Annotated in this window: 13 protein-coding genes; 9 read left to right on the top strand and 4 right to left on the bottom strand. The window is 66.0% G+C overall.

The features are described 5' to 3' along the window. Positions 1–86: 86 nt before the first annotated feature. From CZ674_RS07840 to CZ674_RS07825, 4 genes are all read left to right on the top strand, one after another. Positions 87–5,774, top strand: coding sequence for a metallophosphoesterase (locus CZ674_RS07840; protein ID WP_143244690.1), 5,688 nt, complete (start codon positions 87–89; stop codon positions 5,772–5,774). After that, complete coding sequence (locus tag CZ674_RS07835; RefSeq protein ID WP_086991965.1) at positions 5,771–6,430, top strand: hypothetical protein; 660 nt, start codon at positions 5,771–5,773, stop codon at positions 6,428–6,430. Before CZ674_RS07840 ends, CZ674_RS07835 begins: the two co-directional genes overlap by 4 nt. A 102-nt stretch (positions 6,431–6,532) precedes the next feature. Further along, the gene (locus CZ674_RS07830) at positions 6,533–7,336 is read left to right on the top strand and encodes a TSUP family transporter (protein WP_086991964.1); all 804 of its coding nucleotides are present in this window, start codon (positions 6,533–6,535) and stop codon (positions 7,334–7,336) included. Between the two features lie 147 nt (positions 7,337–7,483). Next, a complete protein-coding gene (locus CZ674_RS07825) occupies positions 7,484–8,908 on the top strand; it encodes a dicarboxylate/amino acid:cation symporter (RefSeq protein ID WP_086991963.1) in 1,425 nt (474 codons plus the stop codon). Positions 8,909–8,997: 89 nt separating this feature from the next. Here the strand turns inward: CZ674_RS07825 and CZ674_RS07820 are convergent, their stop codons facing one another. Both CZ674_RS07820 and CZ674_RS07815 read right to left on the bottom strand, forming a co-directional pair. Then, the gene (locus CZ674_RS07820; protein ID WP_086991962.1) at positions 8,998–10,809 is read right to left on the bottom strand and encodes a YhgE/Pip domain-containing protein; all 1,812 of its coding nucleotides are present in this window, start codon (positions 10,807–10,809) and stop codon (positions 8,998–9,000) included. Beyond that, positions 10,806–11,426 (bottom strand): hypothetical protein, encoded by a 621-nt coding sequence (locus tag CZ674_RS07815; RefSeq protein WP_086991961.1) that lies wholly within the window; start codon positions 11,424–11,426, stop codon positions 10,806–10,808. Before CZ674_RS07815 ends, CZ674_RS07820 begins: the two co-directional genes overlap by 4 nt. 102 nt (positions 11,427–11,528) lie before the next feature. Between CZ674_RS07815 and CZ674_RS07810 the strand changes: the two genes are divergently transcribed. Beyond that, positions 11,529–12,062, top strand: coding sequence for a TetR/AcrR family transcriptional regulator (locus CZ674_RS07810; RefSeq protein WP_086991960.1), 534 nt, complete (start codon positions 11,529–11,531; stop codon positions 12,060–12,062). A gap of 35 nt (positions 12,063–12,097) precedes the next feature. Then, positions 12,098–13,381: an adenylosuccinate synthase gene (locus CZ674_RS07805; protein ID WP_086991959.1), complete on the top strand. Its 1,284-nt coding sequence runs from the start codon at positions 12,098–12,100 to the stop codon at positions 13,379–13,381. A gap of 172 nt (positions 13,382–13,553) precedes the next feature. Here CZ674_RS07805 and gdhA read toward each other — a convergent pair whose 3' ends face one another. After that, positions 13,554–14,891 (bottom strand): NADP-specific glutamate dehydrogenase, encoded by a 1,338-nt coding sequence (gene gdhA, locus CZ674_RS07800; RefSeq protein WP_200810068.1) that lies wholly within the window; start codon positions 14,889–14,891, stop codon positions 13,554–13,556. Between the two features lie 136 nt (positions 14,892–15,027). Next, positions 15,028–16,482, bottom strand: coding sequence for a glycosyltransferase 87 family protein (locus CZ674_RS07795; protein WP_086991957.1), 1,455 nt, complete (start codon positions 16,480–16,482; stop codon positions 15,028–15,030). Positions 16,483–16,568: 86 nt separating this feature from the next. Here CZ674_RS07795 and CZ674_RS07790 point away from each other — a divergent pair, with 86 nt between their 5' ends. The 3 genes from CZ674_RS07790 to CZ674_RS07780 are packed head-to-tail and all read left to right on the top strand — an operon-like array spanning position 16,569 to position 19,307. Continuing rightward, entirely contained in the window at positions 16,569–16,934 is a 366-nt protein-coding gene (locus tag CZ674_RS07790) for a chorismate mutase (protein ID WP_086991956.1), read from the top strand. Between the two features lie 11 nt (positions 16,935–16,945). Continuing rightward, a complete protein-coding gene (locus tag CZ674_RS07785) occupies positions 16,946–18,121 on the top strand; it encodes a CaiB/BaiF CoA transferase family protein (RefSeq protein ID WP_086991955.1) in 1,176 nt (391 codons plus the stop codon). A 1-nt stretch (position 18,122) separates the two neighbouring features. Next, positions 18,123–19,307, top strand: a complete 1,185-nt coding sequence (locus tag CZ674_RS07780) for an acyl-CoA dehydrogenase family protein (RefSeq protein WP_086991954.1) — start codon at positions 18,123–18,125, stop codon at positions 19,305–19,307. Positions 19,308–19,435: the final 128 nt, after the last annotated feature.

Genomic DNA, 19,435 nt, shown 5'->3' with positions numbered 1-19,435 from the left:
AATCGGGGTTCACGTGCAAGACACTTTGCGTGCTTACGTTTGCACGCGTTCCCCCAGGCTTACAACTCAAAGGTCGTTCTGTGCGCGTGCTCGGCAAACCCATCCGCTCATCCGTCGCAGCCGTCACTGCACTAGCAGTCGCCGGCGCGCTCCTCATCGGCGGGGAGGTGAACGCCCAAGCCCAGCAGCCCAACCAGGCCCAGCAGCCCCAGCAGGCAGAGCCCCATCTCGGCAAGCAGCACTACACGGCAGAGTTCCACTCGCACACGTCACTCAGCGACGGTCAGCTCATGCCGATCGACGCGTTCAACCACGTCGAGAACAACACCGACCTCGACTTCTTCGGCATCACCGAGCACGACGTCACCTACGACATCCGCAACACCGACGACTTCATCGGCGACTGGCGCGACGCCGAGTCGGCCGAGTGGAAGTTCGCGCACCAGGAGGCCGCCGACTGGAACAGCCAGCCCAACGAGATGCAGGCCCTCATCGGCGAAGAGGTCACCTGGTACAACAACACGGGCCACATGAACATCTTCAATGCCGACTGGCGCGTCACCGCCAAGAGCGAGGGCTCGGGCGGCGTCTGGGGCACGGGCAACGTCATGTACGACCAGGTGACGGTCTTCGCGCGCCTGGGCCTCGACCCCGAGGCGATCGGCATGTTCAACCACCCGGCTTCGTCGCACGGCGACTGGGACGGCTTTGCACACCTCACGCCGCAGGCCGACGCCAGCATGCAGCTGATCGAGTACAAGAGCGTCAACTACTTCGACACCTACGTCGCAGCGCTCGACGCCGGCTGGCACGTCGCGCCGACCTGGTCTGGCGACGACCACCGCCCGACCTGGGGCACCGGCAACGCGGCGCTCACGGGCGTCTGGGCTGAAGAGCAGACGATCGACGGCCTCTACGACGCAATGCGCGACCGCAGCGTCTACGCCAGCTTCGACGACAACGCGCAGCTCATGTTCGAGGCGAACGAGCAGATGATGGGCTCGATCCTGCCCGCTGACACGGCAGAGCTCGACCTCAAGATCGCGCTCACCGACGCAGACGGCGAGGCGCTCAGCTCGGTCGTCGTCTACACGAACGAGGGCAAGGCGGTGCACGAGTTCGACGTGGCCGGCGCAACCGACTTCGAGACGACGGTCGACGCGGCTGACGGCGACTACTTCTGGGTCAAGGCCATCCAGGAAGACGGCGACGAGCTGATCTCGGCCCCCGCCTGGGTCGGCGAGACCACCGCGGGCACCAACTTCGCACCTGAGATCACGGTCGCGCCTGTTGCCGAGACCGCAGCGTTCGGCGACACGATCGCCCTGCCCGAGGCCACAGCGACCGACGACAGCAACGTCACCCCCTCGGTCGAGCAGATCGTCTACAACTCGGCCGGCGAGGTCGCAGTCACCGACGGCGCGTTCGAGATCTCGTCGTACACCGACCATTTCATCGTCACGAAGTCGACGGATGCGCTGGGCAGCACGTCTGCCGAGATGCGGCGCATTCAGGTGGCAGCAGACACGCTCGACGTCAACGGCGTCTTCCAGTACGGAACCCCCTCGATCTCTGTCGGCGCGACCGAAGACTCGGCCGGCGCATCCGTGCTCACCGACCCCCAGATCGAGCAGACCTGGGCTCAGGTGAAGCCCGTCGGCGTCGACTGGGGCAGCGCGAAGACGGTCGAGAACACGTCGGCCGACCTGTTCGAGATGAACGTCATCGGCACCGAGGCAGCCGACTACTACGACCAGATCACCGGCCAGCCGCTGCGCTCGCAGGAGTTCACGTTCGACGGACTCGAGGCGGGCACCGAGTACGAGTTCCGCTTTGGCGTCTCACCCGACGGACCATGGACGGATGCGCGCGGCACGTTCGCAGGCCCCGCATCCGATGAGAACGCCCCCGTGTACGTCATGGGCGACCTGCAGGTGAGCAGCCAGAAGCCCGAGGAGCTCGACCTCTTCAACCAGACGCTCGAGCAGGTCAAGGCGCAGCAGCCCGGCGGCACCACGATGGTGCAGGTCGGCGACTTCGTCGACAACGCGGGCCGCGGCGAGTACTGGTACCAGCTCGGCGAAGAGGTGATCGACGAGCTCGGCCTCAGGGTCGCACCGATGGTCGGCAACCACGAGACCTACGGCGACAAGGAGTTCAACCTGCCCCTGTCGCCGGAGCGCAACGCGATCTTCTCGGGCATGTTCAACACCCCGAAGAACGGCAGCGAGATCGGTGAGTCGAACTACTCGTTCGATGAGGGCGACATCCACTTCTCGGTGATCAACTCGAACTACGACCTGCAGACGCAGCTCGACTGGCTGGTCGACGACATGCGAGCCACCGACAAGACTTGGAAGGTCGTGCTCGGCCACTTCTCGTACTTCGGCGGCAGCCACGCATCAGACGCGGGCATGAGCTCGGGTCGCGCATCGGTCAGCGCAGCGCTCGAGCAGCTCGGCGTCGACCTCTACATCGCCGGTCACGACCACGTGTACAAGCGCTCTGACATTCTCGACGGCGCACTCATCACCGACGCCGAGAAGCAGGCAGAGGCCGTGCGCTACGTCACGATGGGCTCGTCGGGCCCCAAGTTCTACGACAACACCGAGTACTGGTGGGACGACGTAGTCGAAGACCGCGACATCCAGATGGGCTCGGCGCTGCAGGTGACGGATGCGGGGCTCACCATGAGCACGTACACGATCGACGGCGAGACAGTCGACGCGTTCACCCTCGCCAAGCCCGCGGGCACCTGGCGCATGAGCTCGGCTGACATCGAAGACGCTGCGCTGAACGGCCTCGGCTTCCTGAGCTACGAAGGCGCTCGCGACGGCCTCACCGCTGTCGCCGCGACCTACGACGTGACAGGCACGCAGGTGCTCGAGTCGCGCGCACTCGACGTCGAGCTCGATCACTCGGGCGGCGAGCAGTTCCTCGCGTTCGACGAGCCGATGACGGTCGAGTCAGACATGACGCTGCGCGTGTTCCTGTGGGACTCGCTCGCGAGCGGCGTGCCGCTGCAGGAGGCCGAGCAGCTTCGCACTGCGGTCGCCGGCGACGGAACCGCCGAGGACCCCTACGAGATCACCTCGTGGGCCGACTTCGAGACGATGAAGATCGACCCCGCCGGCCACTTCGCGCTCATGAACGACCTCGAGCTCGACGGCAGCCCGCGCGAGCAGCTCGGCGACACCGTGCCGTTCTCGGGCGTCTTCGACGGCCAGGGCCACACGATCACCGGCTACGCACCTGCAGAGGACGCAACGGGCGCAGGCCTGTTCGTGGCCAACGAGGGCGAGATTCGCAACGTGGGAGTCTCGGTGGGCGACGTGGCAGCGACCGGCGGAACCGCCGGCATCCTCGTCGACTACAACACGGGCCTCATCGAGCGGGTCTGGACGGCCGGAAACATCTCGGGCAACGGACGCATCGGCGGCATCGTCGGTGACTCCGAAGGCGTCGTGCAGGATTCGTACTCGCTTGCGAACGTGCACTCGACCAAGACCGAAGCGGGCGGCGTCGTCGGCGTCGGCCTCACCGGCTCGACCACCGCGAACGTCTACTCGACGGGCAACGTCAGCGCGGCAGCGCGCAACGTCGGAGGCGTGGTCGGCTACGGCTACACCGAGACCCGGGTCGAGAACGTCATGTCGCTCAACGCGACCGTCATGGCGCCGCAGTACGCACACGCGGTCGTCGGCCGAGTGCTCGCGGGCAACGTCGCAGACCTCACCAACAACATGGCGGTCGACAGCAGCTACATCGCTGTTGAGTCACTCGCCGACGCACCCGCAGCCGACAACCTGAAGGGCCACGTGGTCACTGCAGAGGCGGCTGCGCAGCAGGTGACCTACAGCGACCAGCTGGGCTGGGACTTCGAGTCGGTCTGGGCCTGGGACGCCGAACTCGAGCGCCCCGTGCTGCAGCAGACCGCAGAGAACGTCACCGAGCAGAAGCCCGACGCCGAGCAGAACGAGCACGGGTTCTACGAGCTCGCGACTGCCGACGACCTGCAGCTGATCGACGCGTTCCCGACCGAGAAGTTCGTGCTGACAGCCGACATCGACCTCTCGTCGATCGCCGACTGGTCGCCGCTGGCGCTCTACACGCCGTTCCAGGGTGTGCTCGACGGCGCAGGCCACAGCATCTCGGGCCTGACCTCGACGCAGGGCGGCCTGATCGCGATGTCGCTCGGCGAGATCCGCGACCTCGGCGTCGTCGACGCGAACGTGGTCGCAGACCGCGCGACCGTGGGCCTGATCGCCAACGCCAGCCACGGTGTGAACGAGCGGGTCTACTCGACCGGGTCGATCGAGGGCCAGAGCCGAGTCGGCGGCCTGTTCGGCGACCTGGGCGGCACACTCACAGACGGATACTCGACTGCAGACGTGCACACACGCACGACTGAAGCAGGCGGTGCCGTGGGTGTTGCGCTTGCTGGCTCTGAGACCAGCACGGTCTACGCCACGGGCGACGTCACAGCCGGAACCCGCAACATCGGCGGCGTCGTCGGCTACGCCTACACGGGCACCGTCATCGACAGCGTGATCGCGCTGGGCGACAAGGTGACGGCATCCTCGTACGCCCACCGCGTGCTCGGCCGCGTGCTCTCGGGCAACACGGCGACGCTCGACAACCTCTGGGCTGTCGAGACGCTCGAGGCGAGCGTCGTGTCGAACACGGATGCGCCGGCAGCGACCAACTGGATGGGCGCGACCGCAACGGCTCACCAGGCACGTGACACGTCGTTCTACACCGGGCAGCTCGGATTTGACTTCGACACGGTGTGGGAGTGGAACTCTGACGCTCAGCGCCCGACGCTGCTCACCGCATCCGAGGACTACACGGGCGAGCCCGAGCCGCCGCTGCCACCCGAGCCGCAGCCCGACCTCGAGCAGGACGCCGACGGCTTCTACCTGATCGAGACCGCTGACGACCTGCAGCAGGTGACCGAGTTCTCGGCCGAGTCGTACCGCCTCGCAGGCTCGATCGACCTGACTGGCGTCACGGCCGCGCAGCTCGCGCCCAGCGGATTCACGGGAGTCTTCGACGGCGCCGGCCACCAGCTGACGGGCTACTCGTCGGTCGATGGCGGGCTCTTCAAGAACGTTGTCGGAACCGTGCGCGACCTCGGCCTGGCCGACGCGAGCGTGACGACAACGACCAAGAACGTCGGTCTGCTCGCAGACAATGTCGATGGTCTCGTTGAGCGGGTCTGGACCTCGGGTCAGATCACAGGACCGACGACCGTCGGCGGTGTGGTCGGGTACCTGAACGGCGAGATCCGCGACTCGTACTCGCTGGCAGACGTGACGGCGAACGCCGGGCGTCAGGCAGGCGGAGTGGCGGGCATCACCGGTCGCGGCAGCATCACCGAGCGCGTCTACGCAACCGGAGCTGTCGAAGTCGAGGGCAACATGAACGCAGGCGGCATCTCGGGCTACTCGTATGAGGGCACGACGATCCGCGGAGTGTTCGCGCTGAACTCGTCGGTGACCGCCAGCAGCTATGCACACCGCGTCGTCGCCCGCGAGCTCGGCACGGAGAACGCCACACTCGAGAACAACTACGCGGTCGACACGACCGTGATGACCGGGCAGTCGCTGGATGAAGAGGGCCCCGAATCGATCAACGGCGAGGCGAAGGCCGCCGCAGAGGCACAGGACCAGGCGACCTGGAGTGACGGCCTCGGGTGGGACTTCGACAGCATCTGGCAGTGGAACGACAGCGAGCAGCGCCCGATGCTGCAGACCGCAGGAGAAGGAAAGTGAACGCAATGATTCGCAAGATGCTCGTCGCAGCCGGAGTCGCTGCGCTGATGGTCGGCGGCGCCGCTGCGCCTGCGCTTGCTGAGGATGGTGTGTCTGATGGGCCGATCAGCCACAGTGCTGAGGCCTCGGAGGGCGTCATCGATGTGACGGTGCAGTACGACGTGGCGCTTGAGGACGACCAGCTCTCGATCCTCATCGTCGACGCCGGCACGGCGGCTGAGCCGACTGGCGACGACATCGCGTTCGTCGAGCAGGCGGTGCTTGATGGCTCGGGTGAGCACGCGTTCTCGGTCGACCTGCCCGAGGGGGAGTACGACATCGCGCTCGCGACGGCCGACGACAACCGCTACGTGGCGCCGCTGCTGCCGCGCGAGGATCCTTCCGACCCGGACCCTTCTGAGCCGACCGAGCCGGACCCTTCTGACCCGACTCAGCCCACGGATCCCACCGACCCCGAGCCGACTGAAACCGACCCGACCGGCTCGACCGACCCATCCGACCCCGCTGACCCTGACGCGTCGTCAGACAGCGACGGCACGGGCGCTGACGACGACCTGCCCAACACGGGCTTCGCCGGCTGGACGCTGATCGCGCTCGCGGCTGCCGCCGTCGTGGCGATCGCTGTCGGCACCATGCTGCGCCGACGCCAGGCGTAGACGACTTCGAGCTGCTCGGCCGCGGCCCCGCCTGATGGCGGCCGTGGCCGATTGGCGCGTTGCCCGTGACTGGAGCATGATCGAACCGTGCCCGATGCCTCCATGATCGCCGACTGGCTTCCCGTCTCGATCGCGGTGCTCGTGATGCTGGTCGTGGCGGCAGGCTTCGCCGGCTGGATCGACGCAGTCGTCGGCGGGGGAGGGCTGATCCAGCTGCCCGCGCTCGTCATCGGTGTGCCGCAGGACATCGGCACGCCGTACATTCTCGGCACGAACAAGCTGTCGTCGTTTGCGGGCACGCTGTCGGCGAGCTGGGTGTATCTGCGCAAGATCAAGGTGCATCTGGTGATGCTGCTGCCGCTGATCGTGGGCGCCTATGGCGGGTCGACGGGCGGGGCTGCAGTGTCGCGGTATCTGCCGCGCGAGGTGCTGACGCCGGTGGTGCTCGTGGCTGTGGTCGCCGTCGCGATCTACACGTTCGCGAAGCCGCAGCTGGGGCTGCACCATGAGCCCAAGCACGAGGGTCGGCTCGCTGTCGCGTGGCGCTCGGGCGTGATCGGTTTGATCGTGGGCTTCTACGACGGTGTGCTCGGGCCGGGCACCGGGTCGTTCTTCGTGATCCTGATCGTCGCGATGCTCGGCTACGGATTTCTGCAGGCGAGCGTCAATGCGAAGGTCGCGAATCTCACGACCAATCTGGCGGCGATCGTGGTCTACGGCATCCACGGCGAGATTCTGCTGGTGCTCGGGCTGGCGATGGCGGTTGCGAACATCGCGGGCGGGCTGCTGGGCGCGCGGATGGCCGTCGCGAATGGCAACAGCTTTGTGCGCAAGGTGTTTCTGGTGGTGCTGGTGATCCTGATCGCAAAGCTCGCGTGGGACACCTGGGTGCAGTTCTTCGGCTGACGCGGCTGGGGCTGCCTCTACTGCGGCTGACTATATTTGCCGACCTCGACTGCGAGTCACGTAGCGTCACATTTCGTCGCGAGCTTGCAAAGCCGTGCTTATGGGAGGTATAAATAAGCGCTACCTCGTAGAAAGCACCCCACACCTGTGTCTGAAACCACTCGCGCCGAGACCGAGCGCGCTCCCAGCAAGTTCATCACCGTCCTCAAGTCCTTCGGATTCCAGATCGCCCTGGCCCTCGTGCTCGGCGTCGTTCTGGGCCTGGTCGCCCGCGACATCGGCCAGAGCGCCGAAGGCACCGACAACTGGCTCGCCCAGACCCTCTCGATCATCGGATCCTCGTTCGTCTCGCTGTTGCGCGCCGCCGTGATCCCGCTGATCTTCACCGCGATCATCGCCTCCATCGCTCGCCTCCGCCGCGTGCAGAACGCAGCTCGCCTCGCCGGCCAGACGCTGCTCTGGTTCGCGATCACAGCCGCGATTTCGGTCGGCATCGGCATTCTCCTCGGCAGCGTCATCCGCCCAGGCGCCAATGCAGACTCCAGCGCCCTCGAGGCTGGCGAGCCCAGCAGGGTCGGCGGCTGGCTTGACTTCCTGACCGGGCTGGTGCCGACGAACGCCTTCGGACTCAGTGCCTCCGCATCCGCCGCTGACGACGGCTCGATCACCGCATCCGTCGGCTTCAACGTGCTGCAGGTCATCGTCGTCTCGTTCGCGATCGGCATCGCAGCACTCAAGGTCGGCAAGAAAGCCGAACCATTCCTGCAGGTGACCGAGTCGGCGCTGAAGATCATCCAGCGCGTGCTGTGGTGGATCATCCGCATTGCACCCATCGGCACCCTCGGCCTTATCGGCAACGCGGTCGTGCAGTATGGCTGGGAGAGCCTCACCTCGCTCGGCTGGTTCGCCATCGCGATCTACATCGGACTCGCGCTCGTGTTCCTCGTGGTGTACCCCGCGATCGTGAAACTGCACGGACTCTCGGTTCGCCAGTTCTTCTCGGGCGTCTGGCCAGCGGTGCAGCTGGGCTTCGTGAGCCGCTCGTCGATCGGCACGCTGCCGCTCACGCAGCGCGTGACCGAGCGCAACCTCGGCGTGCCCCGCTCGTATGCGTCGTTTGCGGTTCCGTTCGGGTCGACGACCAAAATGGACGGATGCGCGGCAATCTACCCAGCCATCGCCGCGATCTTCGTCGCCCAGTTCTTCGGCATCGACCTTTCGGCCTGGCAGTATGTGATGATCGCGTTCGTGTCGATCGTCGGCTCGGCGGCCACCGCGGGCACGACCGGAGCCACAGTCATGCTGACGCTCACGCTGTCGACGCTCGGCCTGCCACTTGAAGGCGTGGGCCTGCTGCTCGCAATCGACCCGATCCTCGACATGGGCCGCACCGCCCTCAACGTCGCAGGCCAGGCGCTCGTGCCGACCATTGTCGCCAAGCGCGAGGGCATCCTCGACCTCGAGCTCTACAACGCCAAGCGTGAAGGCGTCGCCTACAACGACGACGCTGACGAAGACGAGGATGAGGCCGTCACAGGCCAGGTTGAAACCGCCGGCGTGTCCCGAACGTAGTTTTTTTCGAGCAGATAGCCGGAGACAGGGCCTAAATCGCCCTGTCTCCGGCTATTTGACTACGTTCGGGCCGCAGTGCCCTGCTCGAACTACCCAATGAGGCTCGGTTGGAGGTCGCGCATGGTGCGGTGATGCATCATGCGGGCGCTACCTGCGACGATCAGCGCGAAGGCCGCGACCAAGAACCCGAGCAGCACGAGTGCGTCTGTCTGGGCCGCTGCCATGTTGCCGCCATACATGACCTGCCGGAGCCCGTCGACCGTGTACGACATTGGCACGAGGTGGTGCAACGCAGCGAGCGGCCCGGGCAGCGTCTGCCACGGGAAGGTTCCGCCGGCAACGACCAGCTGCAACACCATCAGCACGAGGCCAAGGAACTGCCCGACGCTGCCGAGCCACACGTTGAGAGCAACGATGATCGCGGCGAACGTGACCGACGAGAGCATCATGAGGCCAAGCGTCGCCCCGGGCATCTCGATGTTGAAGCCCAGCCACACCGCGATGACACCGAACAGTGCGGTCATCTGCAGCACGCCGAAGAACGAGGGTGTGATCCATGCCGCAGCGCCGACGCGCAGCGGACTTCGCAGGGCCGTAATCGCGCGCTTCGAAAACGGCTTGATGATGAGCATCAGCGCGTAGATGCCGATCCAGGCGGCGAGCGCAACAAAGAACGGCGCGAGGCCAGCACCGTACGTGCCTGCGGTCGTGACCGATTCGGTGTCGGTCTGCACGGGTGCCGAAATCGTGCCGGCCTGCTCGCGAATTTGCTCGTCAGAAGCGGCGGGGATGCGCGCAACACCGTCGTCGAGCCCGTTCTGCAGCTGCGCGGCACCGGTGTGCAGATCGGCGATGCCGCTGTGTAGCGTGTCGGCGCCATCGGTGGCTTCTTCGGCTCCGGTGGTGAGCTGGCCGGCACCGTCACGCAGCTGGGCGGCCCCATCGGCCACCTGTTGCGCGCCGCCGGCGAGCTGCTGCAGCTGGCCGTTGGCCTCCTGCACGCGCCCGTTGCCGTCACGGATGTCTTGACCGAGCGCATCCAGGGGCTGCATGACCTCGGCGATCTGCGCATCCGTGAGTCCAGACGCTTCAAGCCTCTGCACGATGTCGGCACGCGTGCCGTCGACGCTGTTGGCGAGGTCGCCCGTCACTGACGCAACCTCGGTGCCCGCCGCCGCGATGCGTGCGTTGCCGTCTGCGACCTGCTGGGCGCCGTCGGTCAGCGTGGCGGCACCGTCTCGAAGCTCGGCTGCTCCGTCGGCGAGCTGCGCTGTGCCGTCAGCGAGATCTGCCGCGCCCGACTCTGCGGTGCTCAGGCCGTCGGTCAGCTGCTGGGCCCCGTCTGCCGCCTCGACCATGCCTTCGCGAATCTGCTGAATCGAGGTGAGCATCCTGACCGCGGCCTCTTCGCCCACCTGCTCACGCACCTGCGCCTGAATGCGGTTGACGGCCTGCCCACCAATCGTCGAGGCGAGGTAGCTGTTGGCGTCGTTGGTCGTCAGAACGATCGTGGCCGCGCGCGGGTTATCGCCCGATGCCGAAAGCAGATCTTCGGTAAACGTCTTCGGCAGGGTCAGCGAGAAGTCGTAGTCGCCGTTGTCGACACCGGCCGCTGCCTCTTCCGCGTTGACAAGGTGCCAGTCGAACGAGCCGTCTTCGATCACGTTCTCGGCCACGTCCTGTCCGACGTTCTGACGATCGTCGCCGGATCCGTGCCCTGTGTCTTCGACCACGAGCGCCGCGGGCACCTGGTCGAGGTTGCTGTAGGGGTCTTGGTTTGCCCAGAGGTAGATGCCGCCGTATAGCAGCGGCACGATCGCCAGCGCGAGCAGTGCGAGGCGCGACATGGGGGTTGCGGTGAGGCGGCGCAGTTCGGCGAGCGCCAGCTGTGGGAGCTTCATGCTTTGGCCTTCGAGGTGTCTGAGTGTTCGGTGAGCAGCAGGTCGGCAGCACTGCCTGCAATGATGAGCACGGCGAGGCCGCGGTCTGCCATGAGTCCGGCGATGCGCATCCACTCGTGGGGGTCGCCGCCGTGACGGTCGGGACTCACGAGCACGATGCCCCCAATCGGTGTCTTGTCGTCGTTCGTTCGCAGGGCGGCGAGTTCGACGAGGGCTCGGATGCGCGTGCCGGGGTCTACGTCTGAGATCGGCAGGTCGAACGAGTCGAGCATGTTCATGCTCCTCGCCCACAGCCGGGCAGCGACAGGATTGCTGGGGCGTCCCGCGTACATCAGTTCTTCTGCGATGGCACCGCCAAGGGTCACGTTGGGCTCGGGTTCGCTGATGCCGGGGGCGTCGACGAGGGCGATTCGACGTCGGAGCTGACGCCGGCTTTCGGTGCTGTCGATCGTGACGGTTCCGGTCTCGGGCTTCATCCGACCGGTGGCGATGAGGCCGAGTACGGTCGGTCGCTGCTCGGTTTCGGCTACAACGCGCGTGACGCTGCCCGAGGCGAAGTGTGCGGTGGTCGGGGGCAGCGAGGTGCCCTTCGTGACTTCGCGGATCTCGACTCGCATGCTGTGTGGCTTCCTTTCGCGGCTAGCTGCGCCGGGTCGTTGCTGATTGCCCCATGCTATTATGAACTGACCAGTCAGTGCAATAACTATCAGGAGTATGTCATGGCGCGTCCGAATGTCTCGAGACAGAAGGTGCTCGACGCCGCGGCCGAGCTGGCAGCTGCCAAAGGCATCTCGGCGACGACGGTCGACGAGATCGCGTCGGCAGCAGGCGTGGCCAAGGGCAGCGTCTATTACAACTTCGAGTCAAAAGAGGCCATGTACTCGCTGCTCATCACTGACGCGCTTGAACGTGCTGCTCTGCGCATCCGTGCTGCCTTGAACAACGCTGCAGACGGCACGGCCGTGGCCACCGTAGTGCGCGCGTTTCTGATGGGGATCGACGAGCACCCGGCCGCTGGCAAGGTCGTCGCGACTGAGATGTTCCGGCTCGACCGGCCGTGGAACGAGTCACTCGCTGCGCAGCGCGATGTGTTCTTCAGCACCCTGCAGGATGCGCTGGTGCGCGACGGGCGCGAAAGCTCGGTCTCTGACGCGGCCGCCGTGTTCGGTGCCATGCTGATGGTGGGCTTCGAACGTGTCGTCTTCAGTCCCTCGATGTCGTTGGAGAGGGCGGTCGCCTCCGCTGCTCGATAGACTGTCGGAGGTTTGCAACTTCAAGGGGGTCTCGCATGCCCGGAATCGTGATCGTAGGCGTCCAGTGGGGCGACGAAGGCAAGGGCAAGGCAACTGACCTGCTCGCCAGTCGCACTGACTACGTCGTCAAATTCAACGGCGGCAACAACGCCGGCCACACTGTCGTCGTCGGCGACGAGAAGTATGCGCTGCACCTGCTTCCGTCGGGCATTCTGACGAAGGGTGTCGTGCCCGTCATCGGCAATGGCGTGGTGATCGACATCGACGTGCTCTTCGAAGAGCTCGACGCGCTTGAGGCCCGTGGCGTCGACGTGTCGAAGCTGCGCATCTCGTCGAACGCCCACGTCATCACGTCGTATCACCGCACGCTCGACAAAGTCACCGAGAGGTTCCTCGGCAAGCGCTCGATCGGCACGACCGGCCGCGGCATCGGCCCGACGTATGCCGACAAGGTGAACCGTCTGGGCATCCGTGTGCAAGACCTGTTCGACGAGTCGATTCTGCGCCAGAAGATCGAGGGTGCGCTCGACACCAAGAACCACATGCTCACCAAGATCTACAACCGCCGCGCGGTCACGGTCGACGAGGTCTACGACGACCTCACCCGTCACGTCGAGCGTCTGCGCCCGATGGTCGGCGACACCGCGCTCGAGCTGCACAACGCCCTCGAAGACGGCAAGAACGTCGTGTTCGAAGCCGGCCAGGCCATGATGCTCGACATCGACTACGGCACCTACCCCTTCGTGACCTCGTCGACGACCACCTCGGCTGGCGCTGCTGCCGGCTCGGGTGTCGCGCCTGCGAAGCTCGACCGCATCGTCGGCGTCGTCAAGGCGTACACGACGCGTGTGGGCTCGGGGCCGTTCCCGACCGAGCTGTTCGACGAGTGGGGCGACACGCTGCGCAACAACGGCGGCGAGTTCGGCACCACGACGGGCCGCCCGCGCCGCACCGGCTGGTACGACGCGGTCATCACGCGCTACGCGAGCCGCATCAACGGGCTGACCGACATCGTGCTGACGAAGCTCGACGTGTTGACGGGCATCGAGCAGATTCCGGTGTGCGTCGCGTATGAGGTCGACGGAAAGCGCTTCGATGAGATGCCGCTGTCGCAGAGTGACTTCCACCACGCGAAGCCGGTGTACGAGATGCTGCCCGGCTGGAGTGAAGACATCTCGGGCGCTCGCACCTTTGACGATCTGCCGGCGAATGCTCAGGCGTACGTGCGGTTCCTCGAGGAGTGCTCCGGCTCACGCATCTCAGCCATCGGCGTGGGTGCTGACCGCGATGCCATTGTGCAGGTGCACGACCTGATCTAGAGGTTGTGGCGGCGCCTGTGGGTGCCGCGAGGAGAGTTGCGCAGGTGAAGCACATGCCTTTATCTGCGTAACTCTCCTTGGACGGATGCGTGGGCGCCGCTGGATGGAAAAGTCGCGGCGAGATGCCATCTCAACGGGACTTTTCCATCTTGTGGGTGAGTCAGAGCCAGCCCTACACAACCCCCAGCGCATCCATCGCGCCCGCAACCCGCAGGAAGCCTGCAATGTTCGCCCCCGCAACCAGGTCGCCGGGCTTGCCGTATTCCTCGGCAGTTTCTGCGCAGCGCTTGTAGATGTCGGTCATGATGTGCTCGAGGCGCTGCTCGGTGTACTCGAAGGTCCACGAGTCGCGCGATGCGTTCTGCTGCATCTCAAGTGCCGAGGTGGCCACGCCGCCAGCGTTGACGGCCTTGCCGGGGCCGAACCGCACATCCGCCTGCTTGAACAGCTCGATCGCGCGGGGCGTGCACGGCATGTTCGCTCCTTCGACCACGTACTTGCATCCGCCGGCCAGCAGAGCCTTCGCTCCGTTGTCGTCGAGCTCATTCTGCGTCGCGCAGGGCAGGGCTGCGTCGCACGGAACATCCCAGATCGACCCTCCGGCCACGTACCGGGCTGACGGCTTGCGCACTGCGTACTCCGAGATGCGCGCCCGCTCGACCTCCTTGAGCTGCTTCATCAGCTCGAGGTCGATGCCGTCTTCGTCGACGATGTATCCGGCCGAGTCAGACGCGGCGATCACCTTGCCGCCCAGCGCGTGCACCTTCTCGATCGCGTAGATCGCGACGTTGCCCGAGCCCGACACGACGCAGCGCATGCCGTCGAAGTCGGCGTTCTGGTGTCGCATCATCTCGCGCAGGTAGTAGACGGTGCCGTATCCGGTGGCCTCGGTGCGCACGCGCGAGCCGCCCCAGTCGAGGCCCTTGCCGGTGATGACGCCCGACTCCCAGCGGTTCGTCATGCGCTTGTACTGGCCGAACATGTAGCCGATCTCGCGGCCGCCCACGCCGATGTCGCCCGCGGGCACGTCGACATACTCGCCGATGTGGCGCGCCAGCTCGGTGATGAACGACTGGCAGAAGCGCATGATCTCGCCGTCGGAGCGGCCCTTGGGGTCGAAGTCAGAGCCGCCCTTGCCCCCGCCGATCGGCAGGCCGGTCAGCGAGTTCTTGAAGATCTGCTCGAAGCCCAGAAACTTGATGATGCCGAGGTAGACGCTCGGGTGAAAGCGCAGGCCGCCCTTGTAGGGGCCGAGCGCCGAGTTGAACTGCACGCGAAAGCCGCGGTTCACGTGCACGGTGCCGCGATCGTCGACCCACGGAATCCTGAAGATGATCTGTCGCTCAGGCTCACACAGTCTGCGGATGATGCCTTCGTCGGCATACTGCGGGTGCTTGTCGACCACCGGCCCGAGGCTCTCGAGCACTTCGAAGGCGGCCTGGTGAAATTCGACCTCGCCAGCATTTCGCATCAACAGCTCGGCATAGACCGGCTCCAACTGTGCGTGCAACACCACCACGTCCTTCTCTCGATCGGCAGAATCTCTGCCATCTTATGACCATGCTTTCTTGCGAGAAGCGCGGGATTCTGCGAATCGAGAGGCTCAGGTGGCACGTGCTCGCGTGAAACGGCGAACGGATGCGCGGCTAGGCAGGTTCCGAAGAGGCGCCGCTTCGTGAGGCGGCATGGTGCGCAGAAGCATCGTCGGCTTCTGCGTCGGCGGCAGCGCTGCCGTCAGTATCGGCTATCTTTGCACCCTTGCCCGCCTCAGCACCAGAGGCAGTTTCGCTGGCGGCCACGGCATCCGACCCTGCGAACGTCCCAGAATCGCCTCCACAACCGTCCCCCGAATCCCCAGTCGCAGGACACAGCGTCTTGAACCTGACCAGCCGGATCACGGCGATCACGAGCAGCCACACCAGCAGCGCGTTGCGGGCCGCGAGGATCAGAATCGGCAGCAGATGCACCTGCAGCAGCAGCGGATACATCAGCGGAAACACGATTGTCGTCAGCACGCTCGCGGCGACCGTGAGCATCGCGGGGCGGCTCCACCACGAATCGGTGGTGACCATGCCAACGACGACGATCGGCAGAATCCACAGCATGAACTGCGGCGAGCCGACCTTGTTGAGCACGAAGAGCGCCGTGGCGAGGGCGAGAGCGCCGGTGAGCATGAGCTGGCGCGTGTCGACGCCGCGGCGGCCCTGCAGCCAGATGATCACGGCAACCGTCACGATCACCGCGACCAGCAGCCAGGTCGAGATCGCGGCGACCAGCTCGGGCACGGGCCCGCCGAGCTCAGTCGTCAGCAGCACCTTGTTGTAGTACTGGTAGAAGCCCGAGCCGCCCAGGCCGTCGAGTACCATCGGAATCGTCGCGAGCGGCGATTCGATCTGCAGCGCGCGGCTCGTCTGCAGAGACAGGAAGCTCATGAGGTGGCTGAGCCCGCCGGTGAGCGAAGCGACGACGGTGATGCCCGCCGTGACGATGATGCCCGCCGGAATGATGCGCCCGGCCCCGCGGCGAGCGGCCACGACCGCGGCGATCACAGCGGCCGGCCACACCTTGATCCAGGTGGCGACGGCCAGCATCACGCCGGCGATGAACGGAAACCGCGAGAGCACCAGCAGCGCCATCACCACGACGGGTGCGACGACGCCCTCGAGGCGCAGCATCGCGACGGGCGAGAGCACCGCGATCGTGCCGAGCCAGACAAAGGCGGCATACGGATGGCGTGCGTCGGCGGATGCGCGCAGGAGCAGCGCGGTCGCGAAGAAGTTCAGGATGGTCACCATCGCGAACCACACGATCTGGTACGCGTTGGGCCCGAAGAGGTTGGCGACGCCGATCGGCAGCCAGGCCATGAGCGGGTACACCCAGTCGGTGGTGATGCCCATGATCTCGTCGCCGCGAAACGCGTTGACCGCCCAGTCGCGGTAGAGCACGAGGTCGCCGAGGGCCTCGCCGCGTGCGATCGTGGGCCACAAGGCCAGCAGGCTGAGCGAGTGCAGCCCCACGAACAGTGCCATCACGCCGCGCACTCGACCCGGCGAGAGTCGTCGCTGACTGCGCGCGGGTGCGTCGGCGGCAGGGTCGGGCATGGTGATCAGATTACTGGCCGTTGGCTGAGAAGTGCTGAAACGGCCAGAAGAGTCATCCGCGCGGCCGACCCAAGTAGGCTGGGGGCATGAGTGAAGACCCGCGCGAGGCCCTGTTCCGCTACCGCGACAGCATCGACAATCTCGATGCGATCCTCATCCACACGCTTGCCGAGCGATTCAAGCTGACGCAGGCCGTGGGGCGTCTGAAGGCACAGCACACGATGCCGCCCTCAGACCTTGCGCGCGAAGACCGCCAGATTCAGCGGCTGCGCCAGCTCGCGAGCGACTCCGGCCTCGACCCGGCCTTCGCCGAGAAGTTTCTGAGTTTCGTCGTCGGCGAGGTCATCCGGCACCACGAGCACTTCGCTCGCGAAGCAGGCACAGACCAGGCCGGTTCTGCAGAAGCGGATGCGCGCAGCGACGACCAGCGCGATCACGGCACCCAGCAGTAGACAGGAATCCCATGCAGTATCCCCCTGGTGCGCTCGACGGAGTGCGCATCCTCGATCTGTCCCGCGTGCTCGCGGGCCCGTACGCCACGATGCTGCTCGCCGACATGGGCGCCGAGGTAATCAAGGTCGAGCGACCCGGAATCGGAGACGAGACCCGCGCCTGGGCACCCCCGAAAGCCGAAGACGGCACCTCGACGTACTTCGCATCCGTGAATCGCAACAAGCGATCGGTCACCGCATCGCTCAGCGACCCCGACGACGCAGATGCGCTGCGCAGGCTCGCGCGTCAGGCCGACGTCGTGGTCGAGAACTCACGTGCGGGCACGCTCGACCGCTACGGCCTCGGGTACGCCGATCTGAAGCGCGAGAATCCGGCGCTCGTCTACTGCTCGATCACCGGATTCGGCGCCAAAGCCGGCGCCGACCTGCCTGGCTTCGACCTGCTCGTGCAGGCTGCGAGCGGGCTCATGAGCATCACGGGTGAGACCGATGGCGAGCCGTCGAAGGTGGGCGTCGCGCTGGTCGACGTCATCACGGGGCTGCATGCCGTGACGGCCATTCTGTCGGCCATCATCGAGCGCGACCGGGCTGGCGGCTCGGGCGAGGGGCAGCACGTCGAGGTCAACCTGCTCTCGAGCGCGCTTTCTGCACTGGTCAACCAGGCGTCGGCCTACGTCGCCGGTGGCGCGGAACCCGCCCGCATGGGCAACGCGCACCCGAGCATCGCGCCGTACGAGGTCGTGCACACCGCAGACCGCGCCATGACCCTCGCAGTCGGCACCGATCGCCAGTTCGCGGCCCTTGCCGAGGCCATCGACATGCCAGAGATCGCCACGGATGCGCGGTTCGCCGAAAACGCCGCACGAGTCGCGCACAGGGCCGAGCTGCTGCCGCTGCTCGAAGGCGCGCTGGCCGAGCGCTCGGCCGCCGAATGGAGCGAGATCTTCCGCGCTCGCGGCATCCCCGCGTCGGTCATCAACACCGTCTCTGAGGCCTTCGCGTTCGCCGAGTGCCTCGAGCTCGATCCCGTCATCGAGATCGAGAGTGACGGCATTCGTCACAGGCAAGTAGCCAACCCCATCACCTTCAGCCGCACCCCCGTGCGGTACAGCAGCCCACCGCCTGGAGTCGGCCCGCGCATCCGTGCCGATGAGACCTTCGCAGGCGACAACCCGAAAGAGGCATGACATGAGTACAATCGCAACCGCTGGCCGCGAGGCCGTCGCAGGCGTCTTCGACTTCGACGCGCTGCTGCATGACGAGGCCCGTCAGTGGCAGCAGAAGGCGCGTGACTTTGCTGAGTCGCGCATCGCGCCGCACATCGAAGAGGACTTCGAGAACAAGCACTTCCGCCGAGAGCTCATTGCCGAGCTCGGCGAGGCTGGCTTTTTGGGCATGCATATCGAGGGGTACGGGTGCGCGGGGGCGTCGGCAACCGCCTACGGTGCTGTCTGCATGGAGCTCGAGGCGATCGACTCGGGCTGGCGCACCTTCGTGTCGGTGCAGGGGTCGCTGGCGATGTCGGCGATTGCGAAGTACGGGTCTGAAGAGCAGAAGCAGCAGTGGCTTCCCGAGATGGCGGCCGGCCGCGCCGTTGGCTGCTTCGCGCTGACCGAGCCTGCGGGCGGCAGCGACCCAGCAGGCATGACGACCACGGCGGTGCGTGACGGAGACGGATGGGTGCTCAACGGCGCCAAGCGCTGGATCGGCCTCGCGACCCTGGCCGACGTGGCCGTGGTCTGGGCGAAGAGCGACGAAGGCATTCTCGGGTTTGCCGTGCCGACCGCTACTGAGGGCTTCGAGGCGCGCGCGATCGACGGCAAGCTGTCGATGCGGGCGTCGGTGCAGTGCGACATCGACCTGACGAATGTGCGGGTGCCGGAGTCGGCGCGGCTGCCCGGGGCGCGCGGGTTGTCGGCGCCGTTCAGCTGCCTCAATGAAGCGCGCTACGGCATCGTCTGGGGCGTTGTGGGCGTTGCCCGCACGTGTCTCGAGGTCGCGGTCGAGCGCAGCCGCACGCGCGAAGTGTTCGGTGCGCCGATTGGCCGCTTTCAGCTGACACAGGCGAAGCTCGCCGACATGCTGCTCGAATACGAGAAGGCTGCGCTGCTGTCGCTGCACCTCGGTGCCCAGAAGGATGCGGGCACCTTGAATCGGTCGCAGATCAGCGTCGGCAAGCTCAACAATGTGCGCTCGGCCATCGGCGTCGCGCACGAGGCTCGCACGATTCTGGGTGGCGACGGCATCACGAGCGAGTTTCCGGTGATGCGCCACATCGCCAACCTCGAGTCGGTGCGCACCTACGAGGGGACCGACGAGGTGCACGCGCTCGTGCTCGGGCGTGACCTGACTGGAGAGGCTGCCTTTAGCTGAATCGCCGGCGCGAAACGAGTCGATTCTCACGAAACGTGCCTGAAAGTGGCTTCAGCACGACCGAGGAAGCAGATTCGACTCGTTTCAGCACGGGGCATCTCGAACTCTGCACAGGGGACAGCTGTGCA

It is taken from the genome of Agrococcus casei LMG 22410, from assembly GCF_900163565.1.
Taxonomy (GTDB): domain Bacteria; phylum Actinomycetota; class Actinomycetes; order Actinomycetales; family Microbacteriaceae; genus Agrococcus; species Agrococcus casei.
The sequence above is the reverse complement of the archived record's forward strand: the minus strand, read 5'-3'. Positions and strand labels throughout refer to the sequence as shown.

Excerpts from the sequence above, each read along its gene's own strand:
- CZ674_RS07830 (WP_086991964.1), top strand. The coding sequence starts at position 6,533 with ATGATCGCCGACTGGCTTCCCGTCTCGATCGCGGTGCTCGTGATGCTG.
- CZ674_RS07820 (WP_086991962.1), bottom strand. The coding sequence starts at position 10,809 with ATGAAGCTCCCACAGCTGGCGCTCGCCGAACTGCGCCGCCTCACCGCA.
- CZ674_RS07815 (WP_086991961.1), bottom strand. The coding sequence starts at position 11,426 with ATGCGAGTCGAGATCCGCGAAGTCACGAAGGGCACCTCGCTGCCCCCG.
- CZ674_RS07810 (WP_086991960.1), top strand. The coding sequence starts at position 11,529 with ATGGCGCGTCCGAATGTCTCGAGACAGAAGGTGCTCGACGCCGCGGCC.
- CZ674_RS07805 (WP_086991959.1), top strand. The coding sequence starts at position 12,098 with ATGCCCGGAATCGTGATCGTAGGCGTCCAGTGGGGCGACGAAGGCAAG.
- CZ674_RS07795 (WP_086991957.1), bottom strand. The coding sequence starts at position 16,482 with ATGCCCGACCCTGCCGCCGACGCACCCGCGCGCAGTCAGCGACGACTC.
- CZ674_RS07790 (WP_086991956.1), top strand. The coding sequence starts at position 16,569 with ATGAGTGAAGACCCGCGCGAGGCCCTGTTCCGCTACCGCGACAGCATC.
- CZ674_RS07785 (WP_086991955.1), top strand. The coding sequence starts at position 16,946 with ATGCAGTATCCCCCTGGTGCGCTCGACGGAGTGCGCATCCTCGATCTG.
- CZ674_RS07780 (WP_086991954.1), top strand. The coding sequence starts at position 18,123 with ATGAGTACAATCGCAACCGCTGGCCGCGAGGCCGTCGCAGGCGTCTTC.